A 25,663-nucleotide genomic window follows, 5' to 3' on the forward strand; every position below is an offset into this window, starting at 1 on the left:
CGTCCCCTTTCGAGGCACGACGGCGGAGGCTACGATCAGCCGCATGCCTCGTCTCCGCCTCCCCGCGCTGGCCGCCGCCTCCGCGGTCGCCGTACTGCTCTCCGGCTGCGCCGGCTCCTCGGCCACGCCGACCACCCCGCCGCCGCCGAGCCCGACGCCCACGGCGACTCCGACGCCGGCCGCCTCCGTCGACCCGAACGCCCCGTCGGGGCAGTGCGCCGACGATGCGCTCAGCGTCTCGATCTCGGGCGGCGATGCCGGCGCCGGGTCGACCGGTTACGACCTCGTGTTCACGAACACCGGGTCGGCGGCGTGCGAGCTGCGCGGGGCGCCCGGCGTCTCCGTGATTGACGGTTCGGGCACGCAGCTCGGCGAGGCCGCCGAGCAGGTCGGCGACGATGCGCCGGAGACGCTGACCCTCCAGCCCGGCGGGTCGGTGACGGCCCCGCTGACCGCCGTGAACATCGACCCTGACGGCGGCCCGCTCGACGACTGCCCGGTCGTGCACGGCACGGGCTACCGGGTCTACCCGCCGCACAGCTTCACGGGCTTCGTGGTCGACGCGAGCGATGTGCCGGCCTGCGACAGCGGCACGGTGTTCCTGAAGGTCGGCCCGGTGGCTGCGAGCTGATCGGGAATGCGGATGCTCCCCGCGGCGGTTGCTGCTCGGTGACCGGGCTCGCGCGAAGCGCGAGACACCGGGACCGAAGACCCCCGCAGAGAGACGGAGCCCACCCATGACCATCCTCGTCACCGCAGCAAGCGGCCAGCTCGGCCGACTCGTCGTCGAAGCGCTCCTCGCGCGCGGCGCGCAGCCGTCGGAGATCGTCGCGACGGCACGTGACACGGCCAAGCTCGCGGAGCTCTCGGCCCGAGGCATCCGAACCGCAGAGCTCGACTACGACCGCCCCGAGACGATCGCGGCGGCGCTCGACGGGGTCGACCGGGTGCTGCTCATCTCGGGGTCGGCACCCGGCGCGCGGCTCCAGGGGCACCGCAACGTGATCGACGCGGCGAAGGCGGCCGGCGTCGCTCAGCTCGTGTACACGAGCGCGCCGAAGGCGACGACGGCCGAGGGCTTCCCGCTCGCCGCCGACCACAAGGCCACCGAGGAGGCGATCGCTGCGGCAGGTGTGCCCGCCGTGATCCTGCGCAACAACTGGTACACCGAGAACTACGTTCCGGATGTCTCGCGCGCGGCCGAGACCGGCGTGATCGCGTCGTCCGCGGGTGACGGGCGGGTCGCGAGCGCGACGCGCGCCGACTTCGCGGAGGGCGCCGCCGCGGTGCTGCTCGACGGCCGGACGCTCGAGGGCCGGACGCTCGAGCTGACCGGCGACACCGCGTGGACCTTCGACGACCTCGCAGCGGCCGCCTCCGAGGTCGTCGGCCGCGAGGTGACGTACCAGCCTCTCTCGACCGAGGAGCAGGTCTCGGCACTGGAGTCGGCGGGGCTCGACCACGGAACCGCGGCCTTCGTCGCGGGCATCGACGACGCGATCCGGCGCGGCGTGCTCGGCGATGCGACGCCGACGCTGTCGGAGCTCATCGGCCGTCCGACGACGCCGCTCGTCGAGGCTCTGCGGGCGGCGATCGACGGCGAGCGCGCCGCGGCGGCGTGAGGTCGCCGGCGATTCCTCCACCGCGGTCTGCTGCGTGAGCCCCGGCGTCGTGGGGAGGCCTCCCCATGACGCCGGGCTCCGTTTCCTGCCAGGGTGGAAGCATGACTGACCCGAACCTCCCCCCTGCCGGCTGGTATGACGACGGCACCGGCACGGGCACCGTGCGCTACTGGGACGGCGCGCAGTGGACCGAGCACACGTCGTCGGCCACGCCCGCCGACGCGATCGCGTCCGAGCCGCATGGCGCCGAGGCATCCGCACCCGAGGCGGCCACGCTCGATGCCGAGGCGACCGCCGCCGAGGCATCCGTGCCCGCCGCAGCCCAGCCCGCAGCCGACTGGACCGCACCCGGCGAGCAGGCCGAGGCCGCCCCGGTGTATGCCCAGAGCGTGGCCGCGCAGAGCGCGTACACCCAGGACGCGGGCACCGAAAGCGCTCACGCGCAGCACCCGTATGCCCAGAGCCCGTATGCCCAGAGCCCGTACGCCCAGGGCCAGTACGCCCAGAGCCCCTACGATCAGAACCCCTACGCCCAGCAGCCTTACGCGCAGCCGGGCTCCCCGGAGGTCGGCGGCAAGAAGCCGGTCCACGTCCTCGGCATCATCGCGCTCGCCGTCGCGGGTGTCGGGTTCGTGCTCGCGTGCATCCCGGTGACCGTGCTGTTCGGCTGGTTCGTGTTGCCGATCGGCGTCATCCTGTCGATCGTCGCCCTGTTCATGAAGGGTGCCAAGTGGCCCGGCATCGTCGGCCTCTCGGTCTCCGTCGTCGGCCTGATCGTCGCCGCGATCGTGAGCATCGTGGCATTCGTCTTCGCGGTCGGCGAGATCGAGCGATCGATCGACGAGTTCGACTCGGGGTCGTCGGCGCTCGAGGAAGAGCTCGACGGTGCGTTCACTCCCGAGGTGTTCGGGTCGCGCGACGATCCGCTCGCGATCGGCGAGACGATCACCACCGACGAGTTCGAGGTCGTCATCAACAGCATCGACCTGGACGCGACCGAGCAGGTCCTCGCAGCCGACGAGTACAACGAGCCGCCCGCCGAGGGCGAGACGTACGCGATCGTCAACCTCACGGTGACGTACACCGGAGAGGAGTCGTCGACCGACAGCATGGTCGGCATCGACTACGTCGGCGCCGACGGCGTCGTGAAGAGCGACTCGTATGCCTACGCGTGGGGCATCGAGCCCGAGTTCGGCATGACCGAGCTGTTCGCGGGCGGCAGCGTCACGAGCAACCTGGTCCTCATGCTGCCGGCCGATCCCGACGGCGTCCTGCTCGTGTCGCCGGGCTTCTTCGACGAGGCGTGGGTGTCGCTGCGCTGATCGGCTCGAGCGGGGCTCGCTCGCCGACGCGCGAGCGCCGGGCCGCACGCGAGCGCCAGGCTACGCGCGAGCGCCAGGCCACCAGGCGGGCATGAGGGTCGCGATGCGGGCGGCCTCCGCCGTGGCATCCGTGTCGTCGGTGAGAGCCCAGGTCTCGATCGCGCCGACGAGCCCGCCCGCGATGTACGCGGCCGCCTGCGCGGTCGCGTGGTCGGTTCGCGGCGCACCGGGCACGTGTTGTTCGCGCCACACCTCGAGCGCGAGTCGCGCGCGGTGGCGGAGCCGGTCGTCGAGGGCGGCGCGGAAGACGCCGCGTGTGGCCGGGCCGAAGAGCGTGCGATAACCGGCACGCTCCTCGGTCACGTGGTCGAGGATGCGCCGCATCGAGCCCAGGTACCGATCCGCGACCTCGGCGGGCTGCTCGGCCGTGGCCTCGACCTCGACCTCGGCGATGCGGTCGATGTCGCGGCTGAACTCGGCGAGCGCGAACTCGCGCACGCTCTCGGCGTGGCCGTAGAACGTCGTGCGGTGCACGCCCGCCTCGCGGCACAGCTCGGCAACGCTGATGGTGTCGAGCTGCTGGCGCGCGAGCAGTCGCACGAGCGCTGCGGCGAGTGCCTGGCGGGTGCGGATCTGTCGGGGATCTGACTGCATCTGATCAGGGTAGTGAGCCGGTGAGCACCGGGCGGGCGGATGTCTCGCACGAGGCATCCGCCCACCTCAGCGCTGCGGCACCGCACCGGTGCTGCGGCGCAGGTGCGGCCGGTGCGGGCGGCGGACTCAGCTCTCGTAGTGCGAGAGCCCGGCGGTCTCGCCGCCGTCGGCGACGAACTCCGCGCCCGTCGAGAAGCTCGACTCGTCGCTCGCGAGGAACAGGATGAGGTTGGACAGCTCGATCGGCTCGCCGACCCGGTGCAGCGCGACGTGGTTCTGCGGCGTGTCGAGCTCGTCGGTCATGGGCGTCCGGATGACCCCGGGGTGCACCGAGTTCACCCGGATGTTGTACTTGCCGAGGTCGAGCGCGGCGTTCTTCGTCAGGCCGCGCACGCCGTACTTGGCGGCGTTGTAGCCGGGCAGCGCCTCGTAGCCCTGCAGCCCCGCGGTCGAGGAGATGTTGATGATCGATCCCGCGCCGCTCTGCTTGAGCGCGGGGGCTGCGGCCCGGATTCCGTAGAAGACGCCGGTGAGGTTGATGGCGATCATCGTGTCCCAGGCTTCGAGCGAGTATTCGTCGACGGGACCGAAGTTCGCGATGCCGGCGTTGTTCACGACGACGTCGAGCCCGCCGAACTCGTCGACGGCGAGCTGCACGGCCTGCTCCCACTGGGCGTAGTCCGTGACGTCGAGGTGGACGTAACGCACCCGCTCGCCGAGCTCGGCGGCGAGCGCCTCGCCTTCGGCGTCGAGCAGGTCGCCGATGACGACCTTCGCACCCTCTTCGACGAGGAGCCGGGCGTGCGAGGCGCCCATTCCACGGGCACCTCCGCTGATGAGAACCACCTTGTTGCTGACGCGTGCCATGTGCTGACCTTTCTCTCGCTTCCGGGGTCGAAAGACCCGGAGTGTTCCGGGTCGAAAGACCCCGTGCGGTTCGGCATCGTCGCGGGCTCGTGGCGTCGTGGCGGGTGCCGACCGCGGTGTCGGTGTACGCTTCTATTCTACATCTGTCGAATAGAGGCCGGGCTCAGAAGCTCACCTCATCGGCATTCCGCGATCACGGCACGGCGGGCCAACTCCTGCCGACCCGTGGGCGACACGTGCGACGACACGAACGCCTGCGCGTGACGAACGGCGAACTGCACCGCCTCGTGGATCGATACGAAACGCCGGGCGTCAAGACGGACCAGTGCCCGCCGAAGCTCGACGGACGCATCGACGAGGCCCGCGAGTTCGACCCGCGAGCCACGGCCGACCTGAGCGGCACATTCGGCCTCGTCGTCGCGGTTCGGCAGGGGGCTGTCGGGCCGCACCGACCCGACCCCCGAGCTCAGAACAGTCGCCGCTGCGCGACGACCGAAGCGCCCTCGAGCTCGAGGAGACGGAGTTTGCGTTCGAGGCCGCCGGCGTACCCGGTCAGGGCGCCGGTCGCCCCCACGACGCGGTGGCACGGCACGACGATGCTCAGCGGGTTCCGGCCGACTGCTCCGCCGACCCGGCGGGCGAGATTGCGATCGCCGAGCTCCACCGCCAGCGCTCCGTAGGTGGTGGTCTCGCCGTACGGGATCTCTCGTAACCGGGTCCACACCGCCTGCTGGAACGGGTCGCCTGTCGGGGCGATCGGCAGGTCGAAGTCGCGGCGCCGGCCGTCGAGGAACTCGGTGAGCTGCGAGGCGAGGTCGGCGAAGAGCGGGTCGGTCGACGACTCGACGCGTACGCCGGTCGACCCCTCGGCCGGCGGGTGCCAGTGCTGCGGGAAGTAGATGCCCGCCATCGCGTCCCCGTCGGCCACGACGAGCAGCTCCCCGAGCTCGGTGGGAAGTGTGGCGTGGCGGCGCGTCATACATCTATCCTCGCGCGCCCACGCCCGACGCCCGCCGGCTCGAGCAGCGGGAAACGGACTTCAACAGTCTGGGTCGTTCGCGACGGAGGAGCACGCGTATCGAGACCCGGCTTCGTCAGATCCAGCCCTGCTGCCAGGCGATCTCAGCGGCCTCGTGCCGCGAAGCGGCGCCGAGCTTCGTCATCGCGGACGACAGGTAGTTCCGCACGGTTCCGGGCGCCAGATGCAGGCGGTCGGCGATCTGCTGCACGCTCATGGTCGAACGGCTGTGACGGAGCACGTCGAGCTCACGATCGGTCAGCGGACAGCGTTCGGCCGTGAGCGCCGTCGCCGCGATCTCGGGGTCGATGTAGCGGCGGCCGGCAGCGACATCGCGGATCACGTTCGCCAGCTCCTCCGCGGGCGTCGACTTCGGCACGAACCCGGAGACCTTCGAGGCCAGCGCGCGGCGCAGCACGCCCGGGCGTGCATGACGGGTCACGATCACCACGCGCGTCGGCACCTCGGCGAGGATGCGGGTCGCCGCCTCGAGCCCATCGGCCTCGGGCATCTCCAGGTCGAGCAGACACACCTCAGGGCGGTGCTCGATCGCGAGCGACACCGCCTCCTCGCCGTTCGCCGCGCTCGCCACGACCTCGATGTCGGGCTCCAGGTTCAGCAGTGCGATCAGCGCACCGCGGATCAGGTGCTCGTCGTCGGCGACCAGCAGGCGGATCATGCCCGCGGGCGCGCTCACGACGCCGCCTCCACACCCACCGGCACCGACCTCTCCTCGACGGGCACCGTCGCCGTGAGCACGAACATGCCGCCCGAGGCATCCGTCGACGTCTCGAGCCGGCCGCCCACATCGGCGAGCCGCTCGCGCAGGCCCGCCAGGCCGGAACCCACGGACCGGCCCCACCCCGGAGCATCCGTGTCGCCGGCGACGCCGTCGTTCTCGATCGACAGCACGCTCGACCCGCCCGCCGCACCGAGCGTGATCGTCACGCGCGTCGCCTCACTGTGCCGCAGGATGTTCGTCGTCGCCTCTCGCACCACCGACGCGAGCGCGGCCCGCACCGACGGCTCGGTCGGCACCACCCCCACACGCAGCGCGCACGACGCACCCGCGGCGGTCAGCACCTCGCGGGCGTTCTCGAGCTCGTCATCGAGCGCGACCTGCCGGTAGCCCGCGACCAGCGAACGTGTCTCCTCGAGCGCCTGCTTCGCGATGAGCCGCGTCTCGTGGATGTGCTCGCGGGCCGCCACGGGATCGACCTCGAGCAGGCGCTCCGCGAGCTCCGACTTGAGCGAGATCACCTGCAGATGATGGCCCTGGATGTCGTGCAGGTCGGACGCGAACCGAAGCCGCTCCTGCGTGACCGCGAGCTCCGCCGCCGTCCGGCGCAGCCGGTCCATGCGCACGACGATCTCCCACCACCACAGGCTCGAGATCAGCATGAACGGCAGCAGGATCGAGTAGATCAGGAACATGATCATGCCGCCCCGCGGCAGCTCATCGAACGACTGATCGAGCACGACCGTCGCCAACACGATGTGCGCGACGAACAGCACCACGCCCAGCGCGAGCACGGCCCAGCGCCGCACCCGGGGCACGAGGCATGCGATGAGCGAGACCGCCGCCCACAGCGGCACGGCCGTCGCGAACGCGCTCGCCGGCGCGAACAGCCCGAGCGCCCACACGAAGCCCGCCGAGCCGACGAGGGCGAACGTCCAGCCGGCCGCGGGAAGCCCGCCGGCACGCCCGGCACGGAGGAACCAGCAGTACCGGATCTGCGCCGCCGCCGCGAGCACCACCGCCGCGATCACGACCACGGTGAACGGGTCGCCCGTCGAAAGGAAGTCCTCGAGCAGCGTCAGCACGACCACGGCCTCGAGGAAGCCGATGAAGAACACGATCGACGTGAGGGTGTAGTACCAGGTGGTCTGCACACTCCTGGCGTGCTCGGGCCTGGCCAGTGCGGCGGGCATGCCCTCGAGCGTAGGGCAGTGACAAATGTCACGGCGAGACATGCGGAATCCGCCGAGAACGGGTGACGCCGCGACACTGCCGCCGCCGCCGCGGATCCGGTGGACTCGAAGCATCGCCGAACGGAGTCATCCGGTTCGGGCAGGCACACCGAACGTCAGGAGCACCACATGAGCCTCATCGAAACCTTCCAAGACCTCGTCGCGCAGGTTCCCGACCTCGTGCAGCCGCTCATCATCGCGGGCGCCGGCGCGATCCCCTTCATCGAGGGTGAGGGCGCCGTGTCGATCGGCATCCTCGGCGGCATCACCCCCGTCGTCGCGGCGATCGCCGCCATGATCGGCAACTTCGCGTGCGTCGCCGTGCTCGTGCTGATCAGCGCCGGTGCGCGGCAGGCCGTCGTCACCCGGCATCACGAACGCGTGCAGGCCCGGGCGATGGCCGGCGGGGGCGAGGGTGGCGCCGCGGGCGCCGGGGGTGCGGGTGCCGGGGGCGCCGACCTGTCCGAGATCCCGGAATCGCCCCGCAAGGCCAAGTTCCAGCGAGCGCTCGTGAAGTACGGCGTGCCCGGCGTGAGCCTCCTCGGCCCGCTGCTGCTGCCCACGCAGTTCACCGCGACCATGCTCGCGGCCGCGGGGGTCGGCAAGGCCCGCATCCTCATCTGGCAGGGCGTCGCGATCTTCCTCTGGACCACGGTGTTCGCCGTGCTCATCGGCGGCGTGCTCTACGCCGTGCGCTGAGCCTGTTGCCACCGGCTCCGCGCCACTTCGGTCACCGCTGCGCCAGTCTTACTGGCGCGCTGCTGAACGAAGTGGCGCGGAGCGTGGGGTCAGCCGCGGGCGGTGCGGCGGCGGAAGGTGAGCGCGAGCCCGGCGAAGCCGGCCAGCATGAGCGCGAGGGCTCCCCCGAGCCACGCGGATGCCTCGACGCCGGTGTGCGCGATCTCGGCACCGCTCTGCCCGGACGAGGCGGGCGCCGGGGTCGGCGCCGGCACGCGCGGCGGGTCGGCGACGGGGCCGGTCGTCGAGACCTCGACGATGCGGCCGTCCTCGCCGACCGAGAACCAGACCGACGTCGTCGCCTCGACGCCGTCGGCACCGGTCGCCGTGAACCGTAGCTCGTGCGCCCCGAACGGCATGGTCGCGGGCAGCGTCGCCGACGCGGCCACCGTCCCGTCGACGGATGCCTCGCCCGAGGCGAGCACGATGGGCTCCGAATGCACGACGACCGACCAGCTCGAGGACGGCGCGAGGCCCGAGCCATCCGCCGCGATCTCGACCCCGGCCGCCTCATCACCGGGCTCGCCCGCGAACGTCAGCGACAGCTCGGGCTGCGCCACGACGAGCTCGAACGCGCGCGGCGCGGGGTCACGTGTCGCGTTGCGGGCGGTGAGCTCGAACGCGAACGTTCCGGCATCGGTCGGGGTGCCCGCAAGGGCCCACGTGCCGTCATCCGCCTGCACCGGTGCGAGGCCGGCCGGCAGTCCGCCGCCGGTGAGCTCGAACTCGACCGCGTTCGCCGCATCGAGCGGCAGCTCCGCTGCGACATTGCGGTCGAGGGCCGGGAACGCCTCGGTGACCCACTCGACGAGCGGCGCCGAGACCACACCCGTGAACCGCTGCTCGACCCCGATGTCGCCGTTCGAGGCCGTGATGGTCACGTCGTACGGACCGAACGCCGCAGGGACTCCGACGATCACGCCGTCGTCGAGGATGAGCCCGGCCGGCAGCTCGCCATCGGTCACGGCGTAGCCCGTGGCATCCGTCGCATCGAGCCTGACGGAGAACGGGACGCCCTCGCGGAGCTCGCCGAACTCGGTGATCTGCCAGACCGGCGCGTCGCGCACCTCGATCGTGAGGTCGACGGTGTGCTCGGCGACGCCGTTCCACATGGTCACCGTCACCGTGGTCGTGCCGGGATCGAGGGCGACGAACTCGATGCCCTCACCGAATGCCCAGCTCACGTCGAGGATCTCCTCGTTCGCGGCCACGACGTCTCGAACCCGGCCGTGCGCGACCGTCTCGGGGATGAGCAGGCCGTTTCCGGTGGTCATCAGGAACGAGGTCTCGCCGGTCCAGACCGGCACGTCGCGCACGTCGATCTGGAAGGTGCGCGTGCGGCCCTCACCGTCGGCGTTCGCCGCGCGGATGCTCGGCTCGAACCGGCCCGCCTCGGTCACCGTGCCGTGCACCCGGCCGTCGGCGTCGAGCGTCAGCCCGGTGGGCAACGCGCCCGACTCGAGCGTGAAGCTCGCGGCGTAGTCCGCGTCGAACGCGTCGTCGACGACCATGCCGACCTCGAGCGGACCGAAGAACTCGGTCACCCAGTTCACGGCGCCGTCCGCGACCGCGCCCGTGAACCGCCGCTCGAGCCGGATGTCGCCGTTCGACGCGGCGATCGTCACGTCGTACGGGCCGTACGCCTCGGGCGTGCCGGCGATGACGCCCTCGGCCAGGGTGAGACCCGCGGGCAGCTCGCCGTCGGTGATCTCGAAGCTCGTCGCGCCTGAGGCGTCGAGGGCGAGCTCGTAGGGAGCGCCGACCCGCAAGTCTCCGAGCGACGTGGTGACCCAGGTCGGCCGCGGCAGCACCTCGAGCTCGATGGCTTGCTCGTAGTCGCGCGAGCTGTTGGTCAGGGTGACGGTGACGGTCGCCGTGCCCGCCTCGACGCCGGTCAGCCGCACGCCGAACCGGCCGCGGAGTTCAGCGGTCGCGACGCTCTCGGGTGCGACGGTCGCGCCCTTCATGCTGCCGCCCGTGACCGAGGTGTTCGGCAGCTCGATGAACTCGCCGGCCGTCACCGTGTACGAGGTCTGGGCGACCCACACGGGGATCGCACGGACCGTCACGAGGAAGCCCTTGGTGGAGCCGATGCCGTCGGCATTCCTCGCCTCGACGCTCAACGAGTGCGTGCCGACCTGCGTGACCGCGCCGTGCAGGCGGCCGTCCGAGTCGAGCGTCAAGCCGGGCACGCCCGCGCCCCACTGGACGTACTCCACGGCGTTCGTGGCCTCGAGCTGCACGTCGACGTCGTCACCGACGACGAACGGACCGACATCGGCGGTGACCCACTCCACCTTGCGTGCGGCGACCGTGACCGTGAGGTCCTGGGTCCATTCGTGAACGCCGTTCGTGAACGTCACGGTGACCGTCGCAATGCCCGAGACGAGCGCGTCGAGCTGGAGGCTGGTGTCGGCGAGCACCTCGGCGTCCACGATGCCGTCCGGGGCGACCGTCGCGTCGGTCAGCCAGCCGAAGACCGTGGCCCGCTCGATGTTGAGCTCGTCGCCCGGCGCCAGGTCGTACGAGGTCTCGCCGACCCAGGTCGCGGCCGCACGAACGACGATCGAGAATTGCCGCATCACGTACTCGCCATCGGCATTGACGCCCCGGATGTAGGCGTACGAACCCCCGACCTGGGTTGGCGTGCCATGGAGACGGCCGTCGGGCTCGAGCGTGAGACCGTCAGGCAGGCGGCCGAACTCGAGCTCGTACTCGACGGCGTGGGTGGCTTCGAGCTGCAGGTCGACCGGGTACCCGACCGTGGCGTCGGGGATGCCGGGCGTCACCCACTGCACATACCCTGCTGCGACCGTGCCCGTGAACTGCCGCTCGACCGCAACGTAGCCGTCGGACGCGGCGATCGTGACGGCGTAGGGGCCGTGCTCGGTGGGTGTACCGGCGATCACGCCGTCTTCGAAGGTCAGACCCTCGGGCAGCTCACCGCCGGTGATCTCGAACTCCGTGGCATCCGTGGCCTCGAGCTCGAGCTCGAAGGGGACGTCGAGACGGAGGTCGCCGAACGACTCGGTGACCCAGACCACGCGTTCGACGACGACGACCGTGACGTCCTGCGTCCACTCGTCGGCACCGTTCGTGTACGTGACCGTGACCGTGGCGGTCCCGGGGGTGATCGGGTGGAAGGTCAGGATCCCCGGGGTCCACATCTCGGTGGTGAGGATGAGGGCCGGCGTGACCGTCGCTGAGGTGATCCAGCCGCCTTCGACCGCGCTCTCCGGCACGTCGAAGCGTTCGTCGTCCTTGATCGTGAACTCGGTCTCACCCGCCCAGGTGGCCGCGTCGATGACCTCGACGGTGACCGGCTTCATCAGCCCACCGCCCCCGAAGGCGCCGTCGGCGTTGAACGCGTCGATGCCCGTGGACACGCTCATCACGGTGGTCGGGGTGCCGTGGATCCGGCCGTCGCGTTCGAGCGTCAGCCCGTCCGGGAGCGGAGCACCGTTCATCCTGAAGTCGACGGCGTGCGTCGCTTCGAGCCGCAGGTCGACCGGGACACCGACCGTGAACGGACCGATGCGCTCCGTGACCCAGACGACGGCGCCCGCCGCGACGGTCCCGGTGAAGCGCTGTGCGGTCTCGCCGCCCCCGTTCACCGCGGCGATGGTGACGTCGTACGCGCCATGCTCGGTCGGCGTGCCCGTGACGGTGCCGTCGACCAGTTCGAGCCCGGCCGGCAGTGCGCCCGCGGTCACGCGGAAGCCCGTGGCATCCGTCGCCTCGAGCTGGGTGGTGAGCGGAACATCGACGCGCGTGAAGCCGAGGCCGGTGGTCTGCCAGACCGGCGCCGCCGGGTGGACGACGAGCTCGTACAGACGGTAGCTCGAGGCCCCGACGTTGACGGCCGAGAGCCAGACCTCGGAGGTCCCCGCCTGCGTCGGCGTTCCGATGATGCGGCCATCCGGCTCGACCGTGAGGCCGGGCGGCATGGTGCCGTCGTGGAGGGCGTACTCGTTGGCGTACCGGGCCTCGAGCTGGAACTCGTACGGCACGCCGATGACCGCCGGGGTGATCGTCCCCGTCATCCAGGTCACCCAGGGCGCCGTCACGCTTCCCGAGAAGGTCTGGTTCGTGACGCCGCCGGGGCCGCTCGCGGCGACCGTGAACTCGTACCGGTAGGGCCCGTTGTTGCTGCCGACCGTCGGCACGCCCGAGATGACCCCGTCGGCGAGGGTCAGGCCCGAGGGCAGTCCGCCCGCGACGACGGAGTACTCCGTCGCATCCGAAGCCTGCAGGGTATGGCTGACCCACTCGGCCGCTCGCATGTTGCCGAGGCTCGTGGTCTGCCAGACGGGGGCGGGCGTGGGCGGGGCGATGTAGAGCGCGAAGCCCTGATCCGCCGTGCCGTTGAGGTTCGTCGCCCGGACCGTGAAGCGGAAGGTGCCGTCGACCGTGGGCGTGCCGCTGAGCTTGCCCGAGCGCGACAGCTCGAGGCCGTCCGGGAGGGTGCCGGAGTGGACGGCGAAGTTGCCGAACGGGCTGACGACGAGATCCGCGTCATAGGGGGTGTCGATCGTGCCGGTCGGCAGGTCGGTGGTCTGCCATACCGGGGTGTCGTGGACACGGATCGCGACGTCGTAGTCCGTGTACGCGCCGTCCGGCGTCTCCTGCACGCGCATCGAGAAGCCGAATACGCCGGCCAGGCCGGGGACGCCGGTCAGCGCGATCCCGCCGTAGGACGGGTCGAAGCTCAGGCCGGGCGGCAGGTTCGGGGTGCCCGTCACCTCGGAATCGGCGAACGCCTCGTCGGCGATGACGACCTGGCCCTGGCCGTTGCCGATGATGTAGTTCACGGTGGTCAGGGGTGGCGTGGCCGCGTTCGCCGGACTGGTCGGCGTGAGCGCGAGCGCGGTCGCGGCCAAGAGCGCGGCGAGCGCCGCGGCCAGCGAGCGGATGAATCGGCGAGGAGTCTGCGTCGGCGCAGGCGGGTGCATGGCAGGGGCCCTTCGGGGGTCGGCCGCGCGCAGGGTACAGGCGGCCTGCCCATGATATGGGAGCGCGGGGTCCGAATCGAAGGGACCTGGGTCGCCAACCGCGCTCCCGTCGGCTGCTCGCCCCACTCGATCGGCGCGGGGCGCGTGGCTCCGCGCCACTTCGGTCGCCGCTGCGCCGTTCTTCCTGGCGCGCTGGTGAACGAGGTGGCGCAAAGCGCGAGCCGCGTCCAGCTAGCCTGAGCGAGAACAGCCCACCCCACCAAGGGAGCCCCGTGTCCGAACCGCTGCACGTCGTCGCCGCGGTGATCGAGCATGAGGGTCGGGTGCTCGCGTGCCGGCGGCGGGCCGGGAAAGCGGATGCCGGGAAGTGGGAGTTTCCCGGCGGGAAGGTCGAGGCGGGCGAGACGGCCGCGGAGGCGCTCGTGCGCGAGATTGTCGAGGAACTCGGCGTCGAAATCGAAGTCCACGACGAGCTGACCACCGACGACACGGACGTCGGCGGCCGGGTCATCCGTCTCACGTGCCTGCGCGCCACGCTCACCGCCGGCCGCCCTACCTCCAGCACCGACCACGACGCCATGCGGTGGGCGACACCGGCTGAGCTGGTCACGCTCGACTGGGCAGCGCCCGACCTTCCGGCGGTGCGGCTTCTCGCCGCCACAGCACCAACGGCCACCCCCACACCACCCGGCGGCTCCTGACCACCCCTAAACTGCCCCCATGCCGGTCGACATGACCCACCCCGTCCGCACCACGCTCGAGGCGATCCTCGACGCCGCCCGGCCCGACACGTCGGGGCACGTCGCGGACTACATTCCGGAGCTCGCGAACGTCGACCCCGAACCCCTCGGCATCTCGCTCGTCTCGACGCGCGGCGCGATCCACGACGCGGGGGACAGCGACATCCCCTTCACGATCCAGTCCGTCTCGAAACCCTTCGTGTTCGCGCTCGCGCTCGATGCCCTCGGCGTCGACGAGGTCACGAAGCATGTCGGCCTCGAACCGAGCGGGGAGCCGTTCAACGCGATCAGTCTCGACGCGGCATCCGGACGCCCGCTCAACCCCATGATCAACGCGGGCGCCATCGTGACCTCGTCACTCATCGAAGGCGCGACCGCGGACGCCAAGTTCTCTGCGATCAAGGCCGGGCTCGAACGGTTCGCCGGGCGCGACCTCGTCGTCAACGACGACGTCTACAGCTCCGAGCAGGACACCGGCGACCGCAACCGCGCGCTCGCGTATCTCGCGCTCGCGACCGGGGCCCTCGCGGCACCCGTCGACGTCGCGACGACCGCGTACTTCCGGCAGTGCTCGCTCGACGTCACCGCACGCGACCTCGCGATCATGGCCTCGACCCTCGCGACCGGGGGCGTGAACCCCATCACCGGTGAGCGCGTCGTCAGCGAGCACGCCGCGCGGTGGACCACCGCCGTCATGACCAGCTGCGGCATGTACAACGAATCCGGCACCTGGATGGTGCATGTCGGCCTTCCCGCGAAATCCGGCGTCGGGGGCGGGATCGTCGCCGTGCAGCCGGGGCAGTTCGGCATCGGCACGTTCAGTCCGCGCCTCGACGAACGCGGCAACAGCGTGCGCGGCGTCGCCATGCTCGAAGCACTCTCCAAGCAGTACGGCCTGCACATGCTCGCCCACCGCGGCACGCCGCTCTCGCCCATCGCGTCGCTCACGCCCGAAGCCGGCCACACGATCGCCGCGCTCCGCGGCGAGATCTACTTCGCGTCGGCGGAAGAGATCTTCACGCGCCTCACCCCCTTGTTGAACGACGACGGATGCCTCGTGCTCGACTTCTCCAACGTGACGCGTGTCGGGCTCGCCGTGAAAGAGCTGTTCCGGGCGGTGCCGGCGATCGTCGGCGTGACCAGCTCGGGGCAGCCGCGCGCCATCGTCGTCGACCCCGACGGCGTGCTCGACGACGCGTAGGCGGCGCGCGCGATTCAACGCTCGCTTGTCCCGGATCTGGGACAAGCGCTCCAGATCTGGGACATGGACCCACGTTGCGAGGCGGGCCTCGCGCTGTCAACCGTCTGCCGCCCACGGGGCGAGGCTGCGAGCGTGGGGGCATGACTGACATCTCGACGGGCAACCTCGACCCCGATGACCGCGACGCCGACCGCGACCAGCTGCCCATGACACAGGTCGACGAGGAGGAGGTCGCGAAGCACTCCGCGACCACGACCGAAGCGCCGGCCGGCGAAGGCTCCGGCATCGGCGGGGAGCCGACGCCGCTTCCGGCCGACGAGGAGCGCACCGACTGACGTCACGGCCCGGCCGCGGGCCCGGCCGCCAGCTGACCGCCGGCCACCAGGCAGGTACCCGCCGCCCGCCGGCACGTCTCGAGGCGGCTCCCGATCGCGCAGCGCGCTCGCGCAGCGAGCACCGCAGGGCATACACTCGCGGACAGTGACACGGGGTGCCGCGCACATGCGCGGCTGAGATCACACCCGTCGAACCTGATCTAGTTCGTACTAGCGAAGGGATGTCGCCCATGCGCGATCGTCTGACCGTCAACCATGCCCAGCACCACCTCGAGCGTCTCCGTGAGGCGTCGCCGCTGACGCACTGCATCACCAACAGCGTCGTCACGAACTTCACCGCGAACGCGCTGCTCGCAATCGGCGCGGCACCGGCGATGGTCGACATCGTCGGCGAGGCCGGGCCGTTCGCGCGCGTCGCCGGGGCCGTGCTCGTGAACCTCGGCACGCCGACGCCCGAGCAACGCGACGCCGCGCGCGAAGCGGTTGCCGGGACATCCGAAGCGCGAACCCCGTGGGTGCTCGACCCCGTCGCGATCGGCGCGCTACCGATCCGCACCGCGCTCGCGCACGAGCTCGTCGCGCAACGCCCGACGGTCGTGCGCGGCAACGCCTCCGAGATCCTCGCGCTCGCGGGTGAGGGAGCCGGCGGTCGCGGCGTCGACGCGGCCGACAGCACGGATGCGGCGGCGGAGGCCGCCGAACACCTCGCCCGCACGTACGGCTCGGTCGTCGCCGTCTCGGGCCCGGTCGACCTCATCACCGACGGCACGCGCACCGCACGCGTCTCGAACGGCGACCCGCTGCTCACCAGGGTCACGGGCGGCGGGTGCGCGCTCGGCGCGACCATGGCGGCGTTCCTCGCCGTCGCGCCCGCGAACGACGTCGACGGCCCCGAACAGGCCAGGTTCGACGCGACCGTCGCGGCGACCCTCGCGTACACCGTGGCGGCCGAGCTCGCGGCCGAGCGTTCGAACGGCCCGGGAACGTTCGCCGCACAGTTCCTCGATGCCCTCGCCGCACTGACGCCCGCGCGACTCGGTGAGCGCGCCCGAGTCACGGTCACGAGCCTGGCCAGCACGGCCTGACGCCCCCTCGTCACCGCGGGCGCTCCAGACGCCCCGGACGCTCCAGACGCTCCGACCACGCCCCTCACACCCCCGATTCCGCCTTCGGAACCGATCGTGCCCGGAACTCGACGAAGCTCCGCTCGAGCACCGCGCCGGTCGGCCACCGGGCGGCGACGGCGAGCATCTCGTCGGCCACATGCGGGATGCACGCCGCCTCCCACTGGTTCGCCGCCGCCCCGGTACGCATCAGGAGCACGATCTCACGGCGCGACCAGTCGGTCTCGACCACGAGCGCCGTCGACGAGGGTGCGCCGGACGACACACCGCCGAACGCCCGGCGGCACTGGCACAACGTCTCGTCGGGCCGCAGGATCGCCGCCGCGCAGAGGCCGGGGATCCAGGCGAGCTCGCCGTTCATGCCGAAGCAGAAGTCGCCGGCCCGCTCGCCCTGGGTGCGTGCCGTCACGGTGAGTATTCGCATGGGGTGTCTCCGTACTCGGCACGAGCAGGGGCAGGTTAGGGGGCACCTCCGACATCAGCGGCGACGCACTCCTCCTCCACAGACGCCGACTCCACAGACACCTCGGCAGCCTCGGGGACGGCCCGTCGCGTGACGTGTTTCGACTCGTAACATCCCCGTGACACGGCTTTGCCGTACACTGGCCCAAATGCCCAGGCCGTGGCCCTGATGCCACGCAGCGAAACGAAGTGTTATTACCGGTCTCACCACGCACCCCTCCCGGACGGCCCTCGCCCGTCCTCCCCACCGTGCGCCGCGGCACTGCCGCCTCCTCCTCCCACTCCCCTCAGAGCTCCACGCCGACGCCGTCGGCGTGGTACCCCCGGGCCACGGCCGTGGTCCTCAACGAAAAGGAAAATGACGACATGGCCACTGGCACCGTCAAATGGTTCAACTCCGAGAAGGGCTTCGGCTTCATCGCCCCTGACGACGGCTCCGCCGACGTCTTCGCTCACTTCAGCGCGATCACCGGCAGCGGCTACCGCAACCTCGAAGAGGGCCAGAAGGTCGAGTTCGACACCGAGCAGGGTCAGAAGGGCCCGCAGGCGGCGAACATCCGCGCCCTCTAAGGAGCAGCACGAACGGCGGGCCGTCACGATTCGTCGTGACGGCCCCGCTTCGTGCGTGCACGGCGGTCCGGCCACCGGCTGGTGTGCGAGTCGTCGGCACCGTTCACCGACACGCCGCCCGGATGCTCGAGGCGACGGCGTGTCGCCCGAAGTCGCCGACGACTCGCACACCCGCGGACGTGCGGGCCGGTTCACGGCCGTCGACGCGGCGACTCCGCCCGCGCCGCCAGGTACGCGCGCACCCCCGGGTCATCCGTCATCGTTGCGGCGCGAGCGAACGCGTCGCGCGCTTCGCCGACGCGACCCGCGCGCGACAGCAGGTCGGCCCTGGTCGCCCACCAGGGTTGGAACGGCTCCCCCACGGATGCCTCCGGCAGCAGCTCGAGCCCCGCATCGCCGCCATCCGTGCGCCCGACGACCGCGGCGAGCGCGACGCGTGCGCCGAGGCTCGGCGCGACCGCGACGAGCGCGACCGACAGCGCGCGGAGCGCGGCCCAGTCCGTCCGGCCGGTACGCCGCCGGTCGGCGTGCACGGCCTGCATGGCCGCCTCGAGCTCGAACCGGCCGGGCGCGGTGCCGGGGCCGGCGGCCGCCCGGCGCAGGTACGCCTCGCCCTCGTCGATCAGCCGCGCATCCCAGTCCGCGGGGTCCTGTTCGTCGAGCGGCACGAACACGCCGTTCGGCGCCGTGCGCCGCCGCGCGAGCGACAGCGTGGCGACCGCGGCGAGCCCCCACGCCTCCCGGTCGTCGCCGAGCAGCGTCGCGAGGACGACCGCGAGATACTGCGCCTCGCCCGCGAGCGAGCCGACGTCGCCGCGCCACGAGATCGCCGCGCAGCCGTACACGGCTTCGAGCAGGGCCGGGGTGCGTTCGGCGAGCGCGGCACGGTCCGGGATCTCGAACGGTATCCGCGCGAACTTGATCCGCCGCTTCGCGCGCACGAGCCGCTGCGCCATGGTCGCGGGCGGCACCGCGAACGCGGTCGCGATCTGCGCGGCCTCGAACCCGAGCACCGTCTGCAGCATGAGCGGCGCGCGGACGGCCGGGTCGATGGCCGGGTGCGCGCAGACGGCGAGCAGCTCGAGCCGTCGGTCGGGGATGCGCGCCGGGTCCAGGTCGGCGGACGGGTCGCGCGCGAACGGGTCGCGCGCGAATGAACCTGCGGCGGGCGACCCGGCGAGCGGATGCCCCGGGGCGGCGCCGGCCCGCGAGCGGCGGCCGTCCGAGGCATCCGGAGCGTCTCGCCGCTCGTCGAGCGGAACCGACGCGCGATACGCGGCGGACTTCCACACATCGCGTTGCCGGTTGCGGGCCACGGTGACCAGCCATCCCTCCGGGTTCTGCGGGACGCCCTGCACCGGCCAGGTGGAGAGCGCCGTCTCGAAGGCGCCCGCGATCGCGTCCTCGGCGAGCGCGAGGTCGCCGGTCGGTGCCGCGAGCACCGCGACGAGCCGGCCGTACGCCTCGCGTGCGACCCGCTCGGCCGCGGCGTACGCGGTGGCGCGCGAATCGGTCACCCGGCGTTCGCCGCGGGGGTCTCGAACGTCGTCCAGACCCCGTCGACCGTGTGGGTCGCACTCGGACGCACCTCGACCGCGCCCCACGAGACCGACGGCGCCTGGCGGGCGTACTCGATCGCCTGGTCGAGGTCCGGCACGTCGATGACGAACGTGCCGCCGAGCTGCTCCTTGGTGTCGGCGAACGGTCCGTCCTGGACCTGCAGCGCGCCGTCGGCGACACGCACCGTCGTCGTGACGTCGGAAGGCTGCAGCACCTCGGCCGAGATCAGCACGCCCGCGGCGTGCAGCGTCGCGGCGTAACTCGCGAACGCGCGCTGGCCCTCGGCCATGCTCTCCTCGCCGAGCTCGTCGGGCGACATCTCCGGGTAGTGCAGCAACAGGCTGTATCGCATGATCGTGTCCTCTCCCGTTCGACGCCCAGCGTAGTGAGCGCCCGGGCCGGCCGTTCCGGCCCTTCACGGTGATGACGATCGAACCCCGTGCCGATCGACAGGCGGGGCGAAGTGTCGGCGCTGCACGCTACACTCGGCCGCAGTGACACGGGGTGCCGCGCACGACGCGCGGCTGAGATCACACCCGTCGAACCTGATCTAGTTCGTACTAGCGAAGGGATGTCGCCCATGCGCGATCGTCTGCCCATCGACCCCGCCCGGCCCGATGCGGCTCGCCAGGGCTCTGCCCACCTGGGGCCGGCGCCTCAGCGGGCCGACCTCTCGCTCTACCTCGTCACCGACGCCGCCCTGTGCGGCCCACGGGGTGTCGTGGCCGTCGTGGCCGAGGCCGTCGCGGGCGGGGTGACCGCCGTGCAGCTGCGCGACAAGGCCGCCGGCGATGCCGAGCTGCTCGTGCAGCTGGAACAGCTCGCCGAGGTCATCGACGGGCGTGCGACGCTCCTCGTCAACGACCGGCTCGAGGTCGCGGTCGCGGCGCGAGCACGAGGCATCCGGGTCGATGGCGTCCATCTCGGGCAGGGTGACGCCGCGGTCGTGGCCGCGCGCGAGGCGCTCGGCCCCACCGCGATCGTCGGCCTCACCGCGAACACGGTCGCGCATCTCGAGGCGGTCGGGCGGATGCCTCGGGGCACCGTCGATTACGTCGGTGTCGGCGTGATCCGGCCGACGGCGACGAAGGCCGACCATCCGCCCGCACTCGGCGTCACGGGGTTCGCGGCGCTGGCCGCGGTCAGCCCGGTGCCGTGCGTCGCGATCGGCGGGGTGCAGGTGGCGGACGTCGCTGCGCTACGCGCGTCCGGGGCGGCGGGCGTCGCGGTGGTGTCGGCGATCTGCGCGGCGGCGCAGCCGCGGGCGGCCGCGGCGGAGTTCGTCCGTGCGGCGGAAGCCGCTGATCGAGTAGGCGCGCCAGCGCCGTATCGAGACCCGGAGACCGGCACGGCGCAAGCCGCTGGTCGAGTAGGCGCGCCAGCGCCGCATCGAGACCCGGAGGCCGGCGCGGCGGGTCTCGATACGGGTGCTCCTTCGTCGCGCCCGACTCGACCGGCGGGAAAGGCGGGAGCGGCCGCGCGCCCGACTCGACCAGCGGGGGCGGTTCCGCGGGTGCTGTCGGTCGCGGGGAGCGATCCGTCGGGCGGGGCGGGGATCCAGGCCGATCTGAAGTCGATCGCTGCGGTCGGCGGGTACGGCATGGCCGCGATCACGGCGCTCACTGCGCAGAACACGCACGGCGTGCGCGGCGTCCACGTGCCGCCGCCGAGCTTCCTGCGCGCGCAGCTCGACGCGATCTCCGACGATGTCGCGATCGACGCCGTCAAGCTCGGCATGCTCGCGAACGCCGAGGTCATCGATACGGTCGCCGACTGGCTCGACGCCGTCCGGCCGCCGGTCGTCGTCCTCGACCCCGTGATGGTCGCCACGAGCGGCGACCGGCTGCTCGACGCCGACGCCGAGGCGGCGATGGGCCGGCTGCTGCCGCTCGCGCACCTCGTCACCCCCAACCTCGACGAGCTCGCTGTGCTCGCCGGCGCGCGCCGCGCGCGCACGTGGGCCGACGCGATCGTGCAGGCCGAGTCGGTCTCGGCGCTGTTCGGTCTGCGCGTGCTCGTCAAGGGCGGGCACCTCGGCGGCGACCTGGCCCCCGACGCGCTCGTCGACGCCGCGACCGCGACGACGGTCACGTACGGCCGGTCGGCGCTCGGCGGCGAGCGCATCGTCACGTCGGCGACGCACGGCACCGGATGCTCCCTCTCCTCCGCCGTCGCCTCGCTGCGCGTCTCGCTCGGCGACTGGGAACCCGCGATCGACGAGGCCCGGCGCTGGCTGCGCGAGTCGATCCGGCACGGCGAGGCACTCGGCGTCGGCTCGGGGAACGGCCCGGTCAACCACTTCGCCGGGCTGTGGTCGCGCGGCGGCACGACCACCGCACCGGTGCCCGCCGAGGTCGAGGCCCGCTGGTGGTCGGCGATCGACGACGTGCGCTCGGGCATCGACGACCTGCCGTTCATCCGCGGCCTCGCCGACGGCACGCTCGCCCGTGCGCCGTTCCTCGAGTACCTCGCGCAGGACGCGCTCTACCTGCGGGACTACGCACGCGTGCTCGCCGAGGCCTCGCGCCTCGCCCCCGACGCCGCGGCGCAGGCGTTCTGGGCGGGCTCGGCCAGTGGGGCCATCGCGGGCGAGCTCGAGCTGCATGAGAGCTGGCTCGGCGCCGAGGCATCCGTCACCGAACCCGACGCGATCACGACCGCGTATCTCGACCATCTGCTCGCGACCGCCGCACGCGGCGACTACGCGGTGCTCGTCGCCGCACTGCTGCCGTGCTTCTGGCTCTACACCGATCTCGGGGAACGGCTCGCGGCGGGTGGGTTCGGCGATGCGGCGCTCGCGCCGGAGCATCCGTACGCGTCGTGGCTCGCGACCTACGCGGATCCCGCGTTCGCGGCGGCGACCCGCGAGGCGGTCGCGATCGTGACCCGGGTCGCGTCGCACGCGACGCCCGGCGTGCGCGAGCGGATGCTCCGGGCCTTCCGGGTCTCGTCGGAGCACGAGCTCGCGTTCTTCGATCGCGCGTGAGTGTTCGCCGCGGCACATCACCGAACGGGCGCACGTGGCGGGTCCCATCGCGAAACACCCGCCATTCGCGACCGTTCAACCATCTCGCCGGCACGACCCCCGGCACGACCCACAACCCTCGAACGGGCGCAGATGGCGGGTCCCGTCGCGAAACACCCGCCATTCGCGACCGTTCGATCGACACGACCCTCGATCGACACGACCCGGGTGCGCTCGGGCGCGCAGTGACAGGATCCGGATGACTCGGTACGTTTGGCAGGACACCGGCCCTCGAGCGCCGGCGCGCGACCCCCAGGAGACGGTGTGATGCACGCAGACGCCAAGCCCGCGCCCGCCTTTGCGGGAGCCTTCGCGGCCAGCCCCGACTTCGACTACGAGGTGCGCGGCGCGGTGGGCGCCACCGTGGGCGGAGGCGGCGACGTCGGCGAGATCCTCGCGGCGGTGCGCGACGTCAAGGCGAAAGACCACGAGGGCTGGTTCGCGGCCTGGCGCGGCCTCGGCGAGCGCGTGCTCGCCCAGGCGGATGCCTCGGCGGGGCGCGGGCACGCGGTCTCCGCCGCCTCGGCGTACCTGCGCGCCGCATGCTACCTGGGTCGCGCGGTGAACGCGGTGGCCTCGCTGCCGAGCGAGGACGAGCTGCTCCCGACCTTCCGTGCGCACCACGCCGCGTGGGAACGGTACGTCGATCACGTCGCGATCCCGGTCGAGCGACTCGAGATCCCCTACGAGGGCACCACGCTGCCCGGATACTTCTTCCGGGCCGCGGGCGATGCGACCGCCCGTGCGACGCTCGTGCTGAACCTCGGCAGCGACGAGTCGATCGCTGACGCCTGGGTCGGCGCGGGCCCCGCCGCCATCGCGCGGGGATACCACGTGCTCGTCTTCGCCGGCCCGGGGCAACAGGAGATGCTCTTCGAGCGGAACGTCCCGTTCCGGCACGACTGGGAGGCCGTGCTGACGCCGGTCGTCGACGCACTCGTCGCGCGATCCGACGTCGACGCGGCGCGGCTCGCGGTGTGGGGGGTCAGCCAGGCCGGCTACTGGGTGCCACGCGCGCTCGCGTACGAGCACCGATTCGCGGCGGCCGTCGTCGACCCCGGTGTCGTCGATGTGTCGACGTCATGGCTCGACCACATGCCGAAGAGCATGCTGAAGCTGCTCGACGCCGGCGATGCGCAGAAGTTCGACCACGAGATGGCGATCGGCATGAAGTTCTCGGCCGAGGCCGCTCGAACATGGCGGTTCCGCGCCCGCCCGTACGGCGGGTTGGGCTACTTCGCGACGCTCACCGAAGTGCTGAAGCAGCGACTGACCGACGACGAGGGCGCCGCGATCACCACGCCCATGCTCGTCACGGCGCCCGAGCACGAGCAGTTCTGGCCGGGCCAGTCGGCGAAGCTCGCCGCACTGGCGCCCGCCGCATCGACCCTCGTCGACTTCACCGCGGCCGAAGGCGCGGACATGCACTGCGAGCCGCTCGCGCACGCCGTGCTCGCCGAGCGCGCGTTCGACTGGCTGGACGAGCGGCTCGGCTGACGCCGCTACGACGTCAGATCACGCCGACGAACGAGTCCCGTCGGAGCTGCTCGTGCGTCGCGTGGAACCTGCCGTCGGCGGTCCACCAGGCCTCACGGCCCTCGGCGTTCGGCTCGTTCTCAACGACGACGGGCCAATGCTCCTTGATGTTCTTCACGTAGTACCGCAGCTCGCCGCCGACGGTGCGTTTCTCCAGCTTGTCCGAGCGCTCGAGTCGCTCCTGCGTCAGGTCCTCATCCACGCTGCTCATGGTAGGGCGTGAACAGACGTATGCCGGCTCCCCCTCCACGAGGAAGCCGGCATACGTGGTTCAGCGACGCGCGATCAGCCGCGCGCGAGCAGCTGCAGCGTGTCGATCACGCGGTTCGAGAAGCCCCACTCGTTGTCGTACCAGGCGACGACCTTGACGTGACGGCCGTCGACGCGCGTGAGCTCGGCGTCGAAGATCGACGAGGCCGGGTTGCCCGTGATGTCGGTCGAGACGAGCGGGTCGTCGGAGTACTCGAGGATCCCCTTCAGCCGGCCGTCGGCGGCCTCGCGGTACGCGGCGAGCACCTCGTCGCGCGTGACGTCGCGCGCGACGGTCGTGTTGAGCTCGACGATCGACCCGACCGGGACCGGGACGCGGAGCGAGTCGCCCGACAGCTTGCCGTCGAGACCCGGCAGCACGAGCCCGATCGCCTTCGCGGCGCCGGTCGAGGTCGGCACGATGTTCACGCCCGCGGCGCGCGCACGGCGCGGGTCGCGGTGCGGGCCGTCCTGCAGGTTCTGCTCCTGGGTGTACGCGTGCACGGTGGTCATGAAGCCGTGCTCGATGCCCGCGAGCTCGTCGAGGACCGAGGCGAGCGGCGCGAGCGCGTTCGTCGTGCACGACGCGTTCGAGACGATGACGTGCGACGCGGGGTCGTAGGCGTCGGTGTTGACGCCGTACGCCAGGGTGACGTCGGCGCCGTCGGCCGGTGCGCTCACGAGCACCTTGCGGGCGCCCGCGGCGAGGTGCGCCGACGCGGCCTCCTTGCTGGTGAACCGGCCGGTCGACTCGAGCACGAGGTCGACGTCGAGCGCCTTCCAGGGCAGGTTCGCGGGGTCGCGCTCGGCGAGCACCTTGATGCGCATGCCGTCGACGACGAGCTCGTCGCCGTCGACCTCGACGGGGCGGCCCAGCCGGCCGAGGGAGCTGTCGAACCTGAGCAGCTGGGCGAGCGCCTTCGGTTCGGTGAGGTCGTTGATCGCGACGATCTCGAGGCCGTCGGGCTCGCGCTCGAGGAAGGCGCGGAGCACATTGCGACCGATGCGGCCGAATCCGTTGACGGCGATCCGGGTCATTGAGGGGGTCCTTTCCGTATGCCGGCCCGGCGCTTCCACTGGGCCGCACCTACCCTCGCCGAGATCGGCTGACCTCGAAAGTGGCCGTCGAGACACCTTGCGCAAGCATTCGGCCACACGCTGGTCCAGTGAGATCGGCTCGACCGGCGAGGCGGTCAGGGACGCGAGACCGGGACGAGCTCGACGTCGCGGAGCGCGCCGTCGGCCGCGACGGCCGTCATCATGGTGCAGACCGGCTGCCGGCGCCGGTCGGTGGGCGAGCCCGGGTTGAGCAGACGGATGCCTCCCGGCGTCACCGTGTCCCACGGGATGTGACTGTGACCGAACACCAGCACGTCGAGCCCGTCGGTGCCGTATGCGGCATCCGTTCGGCGCTCGCGCCCGCCGGCCGCACCCGTCTCGTGCACGACACCGAACCGCACGCCCTCGATCTCGGCCTCCGCGAACTCGGGGAGCCGCGCCCGCAGGCCCGGGCCGTCATTGTTCCCGGAGACGCCGATGAGCCGCGCGGCGCGATCCTCGAGCGCGTCGAGGGTCGCGACATCCACCCAGTCCCCCGCGTGCACGACGACGTCCGCGTCGTCGACCGCGCGCCAGACATCGTCGGGCAGCCGGCGCGCCCGGGCGGGCACATGCGTGTCGGAGATGAGCAGGAGTCGCGTCGCCATGCCCCCATCCT

At 71.9% G+C, this 25,663-nt stretch carries 24 protein-coding genes and 2 riboswitches; of the genes, 11 read left to right on the top strand and 13 right to left on the bottom strand.

The window, feature by feature from the left end; genetic code table 11:
- The first annotated feature begins 43 nt into the window (after positions 1-43).
- The 3 genes from RH864_RS01735 to RH864_RS01745 all read left to right on the top strand — a co-directional run bounded on the left by RH864_RS01735 (position 44) and on the right by RH864_RS01745 (position 2,944).
- A complete protein-coding gene (locus tag RH864_RS01735) occupies positions 44-631 on the top strand; it encodes a DUF4232 domain-containing protein (RefSeq protein WP_310515767.1) in 588 nt (195 codons plus the stop codon).
- A gap of 106 nt (positions 632-737) precedes the next feature.
- Positions 738-1,622: an SDR family oxidoreductase gene (locus RH864_RS01740; protein WP_310515768.1), complete on the top strand. Its 885-nt coding sequence runs from the start codon at positions 738-740 to the stop codon at positions 1,620-1,622.
- Positions 1,623-1,723: 101 nt separating this feature from the next.
- The gene (locus RH864_RS01745) at positions 1,724-2,944 is read left to right on the top strand and encodes a DUF2510 domain-containing protein (protein ID WP_310515769.1); all 1,221 of its coding nucleotides are present in this window, start codon (positions 1,724-1,726) and stop codon (positions 2,942-2,944) included.
- Positions 2,945-3,004: 60 nt separating this feature from the next.
- Here the strand turns inward: RH864_RS01745 and RH864_RS01750 are convergent, their stop codons facing one another.
- The 6 genes from RH864_RS01750 to RH864_RS01775 all read right to left on the bottom strand — a co-directional run bounded on the left by RH864_RS01750 (position 3,005) and on the right by RH864_RS01775 (position 7,415).
- Positions 3,005-3,598 (bottom strand): TetR/AcrR family transcriptional regulator, encoded by a 594-nt coding sequence (locus tag RH864_RS01750; RefSeq protein WP_310515770.1) that lies wholly within the window; start codon positions 3,596-3,598, stop codon positions 3,005-3,007.
- 126 nt (positions 3,599-3,724) lie between these two features.
- Entirely contained in the window at positions 3,725-4,465 is a 741-nt protein-coding gene (locus RH864_RS01755; protein ID WP_310515771.1) for a glucose 1-dehydrogenase, read from the bottom strand.
- A gap of 176 nt (positions 4,466-4,641) precedes the next feature.
- The gene (locus tag RH864_RS01760; protein WP_310515772.1) at positions 4,642-4,914 is read right to left on the bottom strand and encodes a hypothetical protein; all 273 of its coding nucleotides are present in this window, start codon (positions 4,912-4,914) and stop codon (positions 4,642-4,644) included.
- Between the two features lie 17 nt (positions 4,915-4,931).
- Positions 4,932-5,444 carry a methylated-DNA--[protein]-cysteine S-methyltransferase gene (locus RH864_RS01765; protein WP_310515773.1) on the bottom strand — a complete coding sequence of 171 codons (513 nt, stop codon included), beginning with the start codon at positions 5,442-5,444 and terminating at the stop codon, positions 4,932-4,934.
- Positions 5,445-5,559: 115 nt separating this feature from the next.
- Entirely contained in the window at positions 5,560-6,162 is a 603-nt protein-coding gene (locus tag RH864_RS01770) for a response regulator transcription factor (protein ID WP_310516013.1), read from the bottom strand.
- Positions 6,163-6,176: 14 nt separating this feature from the next.
- Positions 6,177-7,415, bottom strand: coding sequence for a sensor histidine kinase (locus tag RH864_RS01775; RefSeq protein WP_310515774.1), 1,239 nt, complete (start codon positions 7,413-7,415; stop codon positions 6,177-6,179).
- A gap of 168 nt (positions 7,416-7,583) precedes the next feature.
- Between RH864_RS01775 and RH864_RS01780 the strand changes: the two genes are divergently transcribed.
- On the top strand, positions 7,584-8,153 hold the full coding sequence (locus RH864_RS01780) for a small multidrug efflux protein (protein ID WP_310515775.1): 570 nt from the start codon (positions 7,584-7,586) through the stop codon (positions 8,151-8,153).
- 89 nt (positions 8,154-8,242) lie between these two features.
- Here the strand turns inward: RH864_RS01780 and RH864_RS01785 are convergent, their stop codons facing one another.
- Positions 8,243-13,144, bottom strand: a complete 4,902-nt coding sequence (locus RH864_RS01785) for a putative Ig domain-containing protein (RefSeq protein WP_310515776.1) — start codon at positions 13,142-13,144, stop codon at positions 8,243-8,245.
- A 272-nt stretch (positions 13,145-13,416) separates the two neighbouring features.
- On the opposite strand from RH864_RS01785, the gene RH864_RS01790 reads away from it, so the two are divergent.
- The 4 genes from RH864_RS01790 to thiM all read left to right on the top strand — a co-directional run bounded on the left by RH864_RS01790 (position 13,417) and on the right by thiM (position 16,505).
- On the top strand, positions 13,417-13,845 hold the full coding sequence (locus tag RH864_RS01790; protein ID WP_310515777.1) for a (deoxy)nucleoside triphosphate pyrophosphohydrolase: 429 nt from the start codon (positions 13,417-13,419) through the stop codon (positions 13,843-13,845).
- Positions 13,846-13,864: 19 nt separating this feature from the next.
- Positions 13,865-15,085, top strand: a complete 1,221-nt coding sequence (glsA, locus tag RH864_RS01795) for a glutaminase A (RefSeq protein ID WP_310515778.1) — start codon at positions 13,865-13,867, stop codon at positions 15,083-15,085.
- A 140-nt stretch (positions 15,086-15,225) separates the two neighbouring features.
- Positions 15,226-15,420 carry a hypothetical protein gene (locus RH864_RS01800; protein ID WP_310515779.1) on the top strand — a complete coding sequence of 65 codons (195 nt, stop codon included), beginning with the start codon at positions 15,226-15,228 and terminating at the stop codon, positions 15,418-15,420.
- Positions 15,421-15,561: 141 nt separating this feature from the next.
- Positions 15,562-15,659: riboswitch (TPP riboswitch) on the top strand.
- Positions 15,651-16,505: a hydroxyethylthiazole kinase gene (gene thiM / locus RH864_RS01805; protein ID WP_310515780.1), complete on the top strand. Its 855-nt coding sequence runs from the start codon at positions 15,651-15,653 to the stop codon at positions 16,503-16,505. (Overlaps the previous riboswitch by 9 nt.)
- Positions 16,506-16,569: 64 nt before the next feature.
- On the opposite strand, the gene RH864_RS01810 is transcribed toward thiM, so the two are convergent.
- Complete coding sequence (locus RH864_RS01810) at positions 16,570-16,968, bottom strand: DUF7715 family protein (protein WP_310515781.1); 399 nt, start codon at positions 16,966-16,968, stop codon at positions 16,570-16,572.
- Between the two features lie 404 nt (positions 16,969-17,372).
- Between RH864_RS01810 and cspE the strand changes: the two genes are divergently transcribed.
- Positions 17,373-17,576: a transcription antiterminator/RNA stability regulator CspE gene (gene cspE, locus RH864_RS01815; RefSeq protein WP_310515782.1), complete on the top strand. Its 204-nt coding sequence runs from the start codon at positions 17,373-17,375 to the stop codon at positions 17,574-17,576.
- Between the two features lie 191 nt (positions 17,577-17,767).
- Here cspE and RH864_RS01820 read toward each other — a convergent pair whose 3' ends face one another.
- Together RH864_RS01820 and RH864_RS01825 are read right to left on the bottom strand one after the other, a co-directional pair.
- Positions 17,768-19,093, bottom strand: a complete 1,326-nt coding sequence (locus tag RH864_RS01820) for an RNA polymerase sigma factor (protein WP_310515783.1) — start codon at positions 19,091-19,093, stop codon at positions 17,768-17,770.
- Positions 19,090-19,488 carry a YciI family protein gene (locus tag RH864_RS01825; RefSeq protein ID WP_310515784.1) on the bottom strand — a complete coding sequence of 133 codons (399 nt, stop codon included), beginning with the start codon at positions 19,486-19,488 and terminating at the stop codon, positions 19,090-19,092. The genes RH864_RS01820 and RH864_RS01825 overlap by 4 nt, the downstream gene beginning before the upstream one ends.
- Before the next feature lie 138 nt (positions 19,489-19,626).
- Positions 19,627-19,725, top strand: a riboswitch (TPP riboswitch).
- On the opposite strand from RH864_RS01825, the gene RH864_RS01830 reads away from it, so the two are divergent.
- Together RH864_RS01830 and RH864_RS01835 are read left to right on the top strand one after the other, a co-directional pair.
- The gene (locus RH864_RS01830; protein ID WP_310515785.1) at positions 19,717-22,122 is read left to right on the top strand and encodes a bifunctional hydroxymethylpyrimidine kinase/phosphomethylpyrimidine kinase; all 2,406 of its coding nucleotides are present in this window, start codon (positions 19,717-19,719) and stop codon (positions 22,120-22,122) included. It overlaps the preceding riboswitch by 9 nt.
- A gap of 306 nt (positions 22,123-22,428) precedes the next feature.
- Entirely contained in the window at positions 22,429-23,658 is a 1,230-nt protein-coding gene (locus tag RH864_RS01835) for an alpha/beta hydrolase family protein (protein ID WP_310515786.1), read from the top strand.
- A 13-nt stretch (positions 23,659-23,671) separates the two neighbouring features.
- On the opposite strand, the gene RH864_RS01840 is transcribed toward RH864_RS01835, so the two are convergent.
- The 3 genes from RH864_RS01840 to RH864_RS01850 form a co-directional block, all read right to left on the bottom strand.
- Complete coding sequence (locus RH864_RS01840) at positions 23,672-23,899, bottom strand: hypothetical protein (protein ID WP_310515787.1); 228 nt, start codon at positions 23,897-23,899, stop codon at positions 23,672-23,674.
- A gap of 83 nt (positions 23,900-23,982) precedes the next feature.
- Entirely contained in the window at positions 23,983-24,984 is a 1,002-nt protein-coding gene (gap, locus tag RH864_RS01845; protein ID WP_310515788.1) for a type I glyceraldehyde-3-phosphate dehydrogenase, read from the bottom strand.
- Positions 24,985-25,139: 155 nt separating this feature from the next.
- Positions 25,140-25,652, bottom strand: a complete 513-nt coding sequence (locus RH864_RS01850; RefSeq protein ID WP_310515789.1) for a metallophosphoesterase family protein — start codon at positions 25,650-25,652, stop codon at positions 25,140-25,142.
- Between the last annotated feature and the right edge of the window lie 11 nt (positions 25,653-25,663).

The organism is Agromyces aerolatus, assembly GCF_031432255.1.
GTDB lineage: Bacteria > Actinomycetota > Actinomycetes > Actinomycetales > Microbacteriaceae > Agromyces.

Coding starts and splice junctions, on each gene's coding strand:
- RH864_RS01740 (WP_310515768.1), top strand. CDS start 738: ATGACCATCCTCGTCACCGCAGCAAGCGGCCAGCTCGGCCGACTCGTC.
- RH864_RS01775 (WP_310515774.1), bottom strand. CDS start 7,415: ATGCCCGCCGCACTGGCCAGGCCCGAGCACGCCAGGAGTGTGCAGACC.
- RH864_RS01830 (WP_310515785.1), top strand. CDS start 19,717: ATGCGCGATCGTCTGCCCATCGACCCCGCCCGGCCCGATGCGGCTCGC.
- RH864_RS01835 (WP_310515786.1), top strand. CDS start 22,429: ATGCACGCAGACGCCAAGCCCGCGCCCGCCTTTGCGGGAGCCTTCGCG.
- RH864_RS01850 (WP_310515789.1), bottom strand. CDS start 25,652: ATGGCGACGCGACTCCTGCTCATCTCCGACACGCATGTGCCCGCCCGG.
- RH864_RS01770 (WP_310516013.1), bottom strand. CDS start 6,162: ATGATCCGCCTGCTGGTCGCCGACGACGAGCACCTGATCCGCGGTGCG.
- RH864_RS01745 (WP_310515769.1), top strand. CDS start 1,724: ATGACTGACCCGAACCTCCCCCCTGCCGGCTGGTATGACGACGGCACC.
- RH864_RS01780 (WP_310515775.1), top strand. CDS start 7,584: ATGAGCCTCATCGAAACCTTCCAAGACCTCGTCGCGCAGGTTCCCGAC.
- glsA (WP_310515778.1), top strand. CDS start 13,865: ATGCCGGTCGACATGACCCACCCCGTCCGCACCACGCTCGAGGCGATC.
- RH864_RS01765 (WP_310515773.1), bottom strand. CDS start 5,444: ATGACGCGCCGCCACGCCACACTTCCCACCGAGCTCGGGGAGCTGCTC.
- RH864_RS01735 (WP_310515767.1), top strand. CDS start 44: ATGCCTCGTCTCCGCCTCCCCGCGCTGGCCGCCGCCTCCGCGGTCGCC.
- RH864_RS01785 (WP_310515776.1), bottom strand. CDS start 13,144: ATGCACCCGCCTGCGCCGACGCAGACTCCTCGCCGATTCATCCGCTCG.
- gap (WP_310515788.1), bottom strand. CDS start 24,984: ATGACCCGGATCGCCGTCAACGGATTCGGCCGCATCGGTCGCAATGTG.
- RH864_RS01755 (WP_310515771.1), bottom strand. CDS start 4,465: ATGGCACGCGTCAGCAACAAGGTGGTTCTCATCAGCGGAGGTGCCCGT.
- RH864_RS01825 (WP_310515784.1), bottom strand. CDS start 19,488: ATGCGATACAGCCTGTTGCTGCACTACCCGGAGATGTCGCCCGACGAG.
- cspE (WP_310515782.1), top strand. CDS start 17,373: ATGGCCACTGGCACCGTCAAATGGTTCAACTCCGAGAAGGGCTTCGGC.
- RH864_RS01750 (WP_310515770.1), bottom strand. CDS start 3,598: ATGCAGTCAGATCCCCGACAGATCCGCACCCGCCAGGCACTCGCCGCA.
- RH864_RS01810 (WP_310515781.1), bottom strand. CDS start 16,968: ATGCGAATACTCACCGTGACGGCACGCACCCAGGGCGAGCGGGCCGGC.
- thiM (WP_310515780.1), top strand. CDS start 15,651: ATGCGCGATCGTCTGACCGTCAACCATGCCCAGCACCACCTCGAGCGT.
- RH864_RS01800 (WP_310515779.1), top strand. CDS start 15,226: ATGACTGACATCTCGACGGGCAACCTCGACCCCGATGACCGCGACGCC.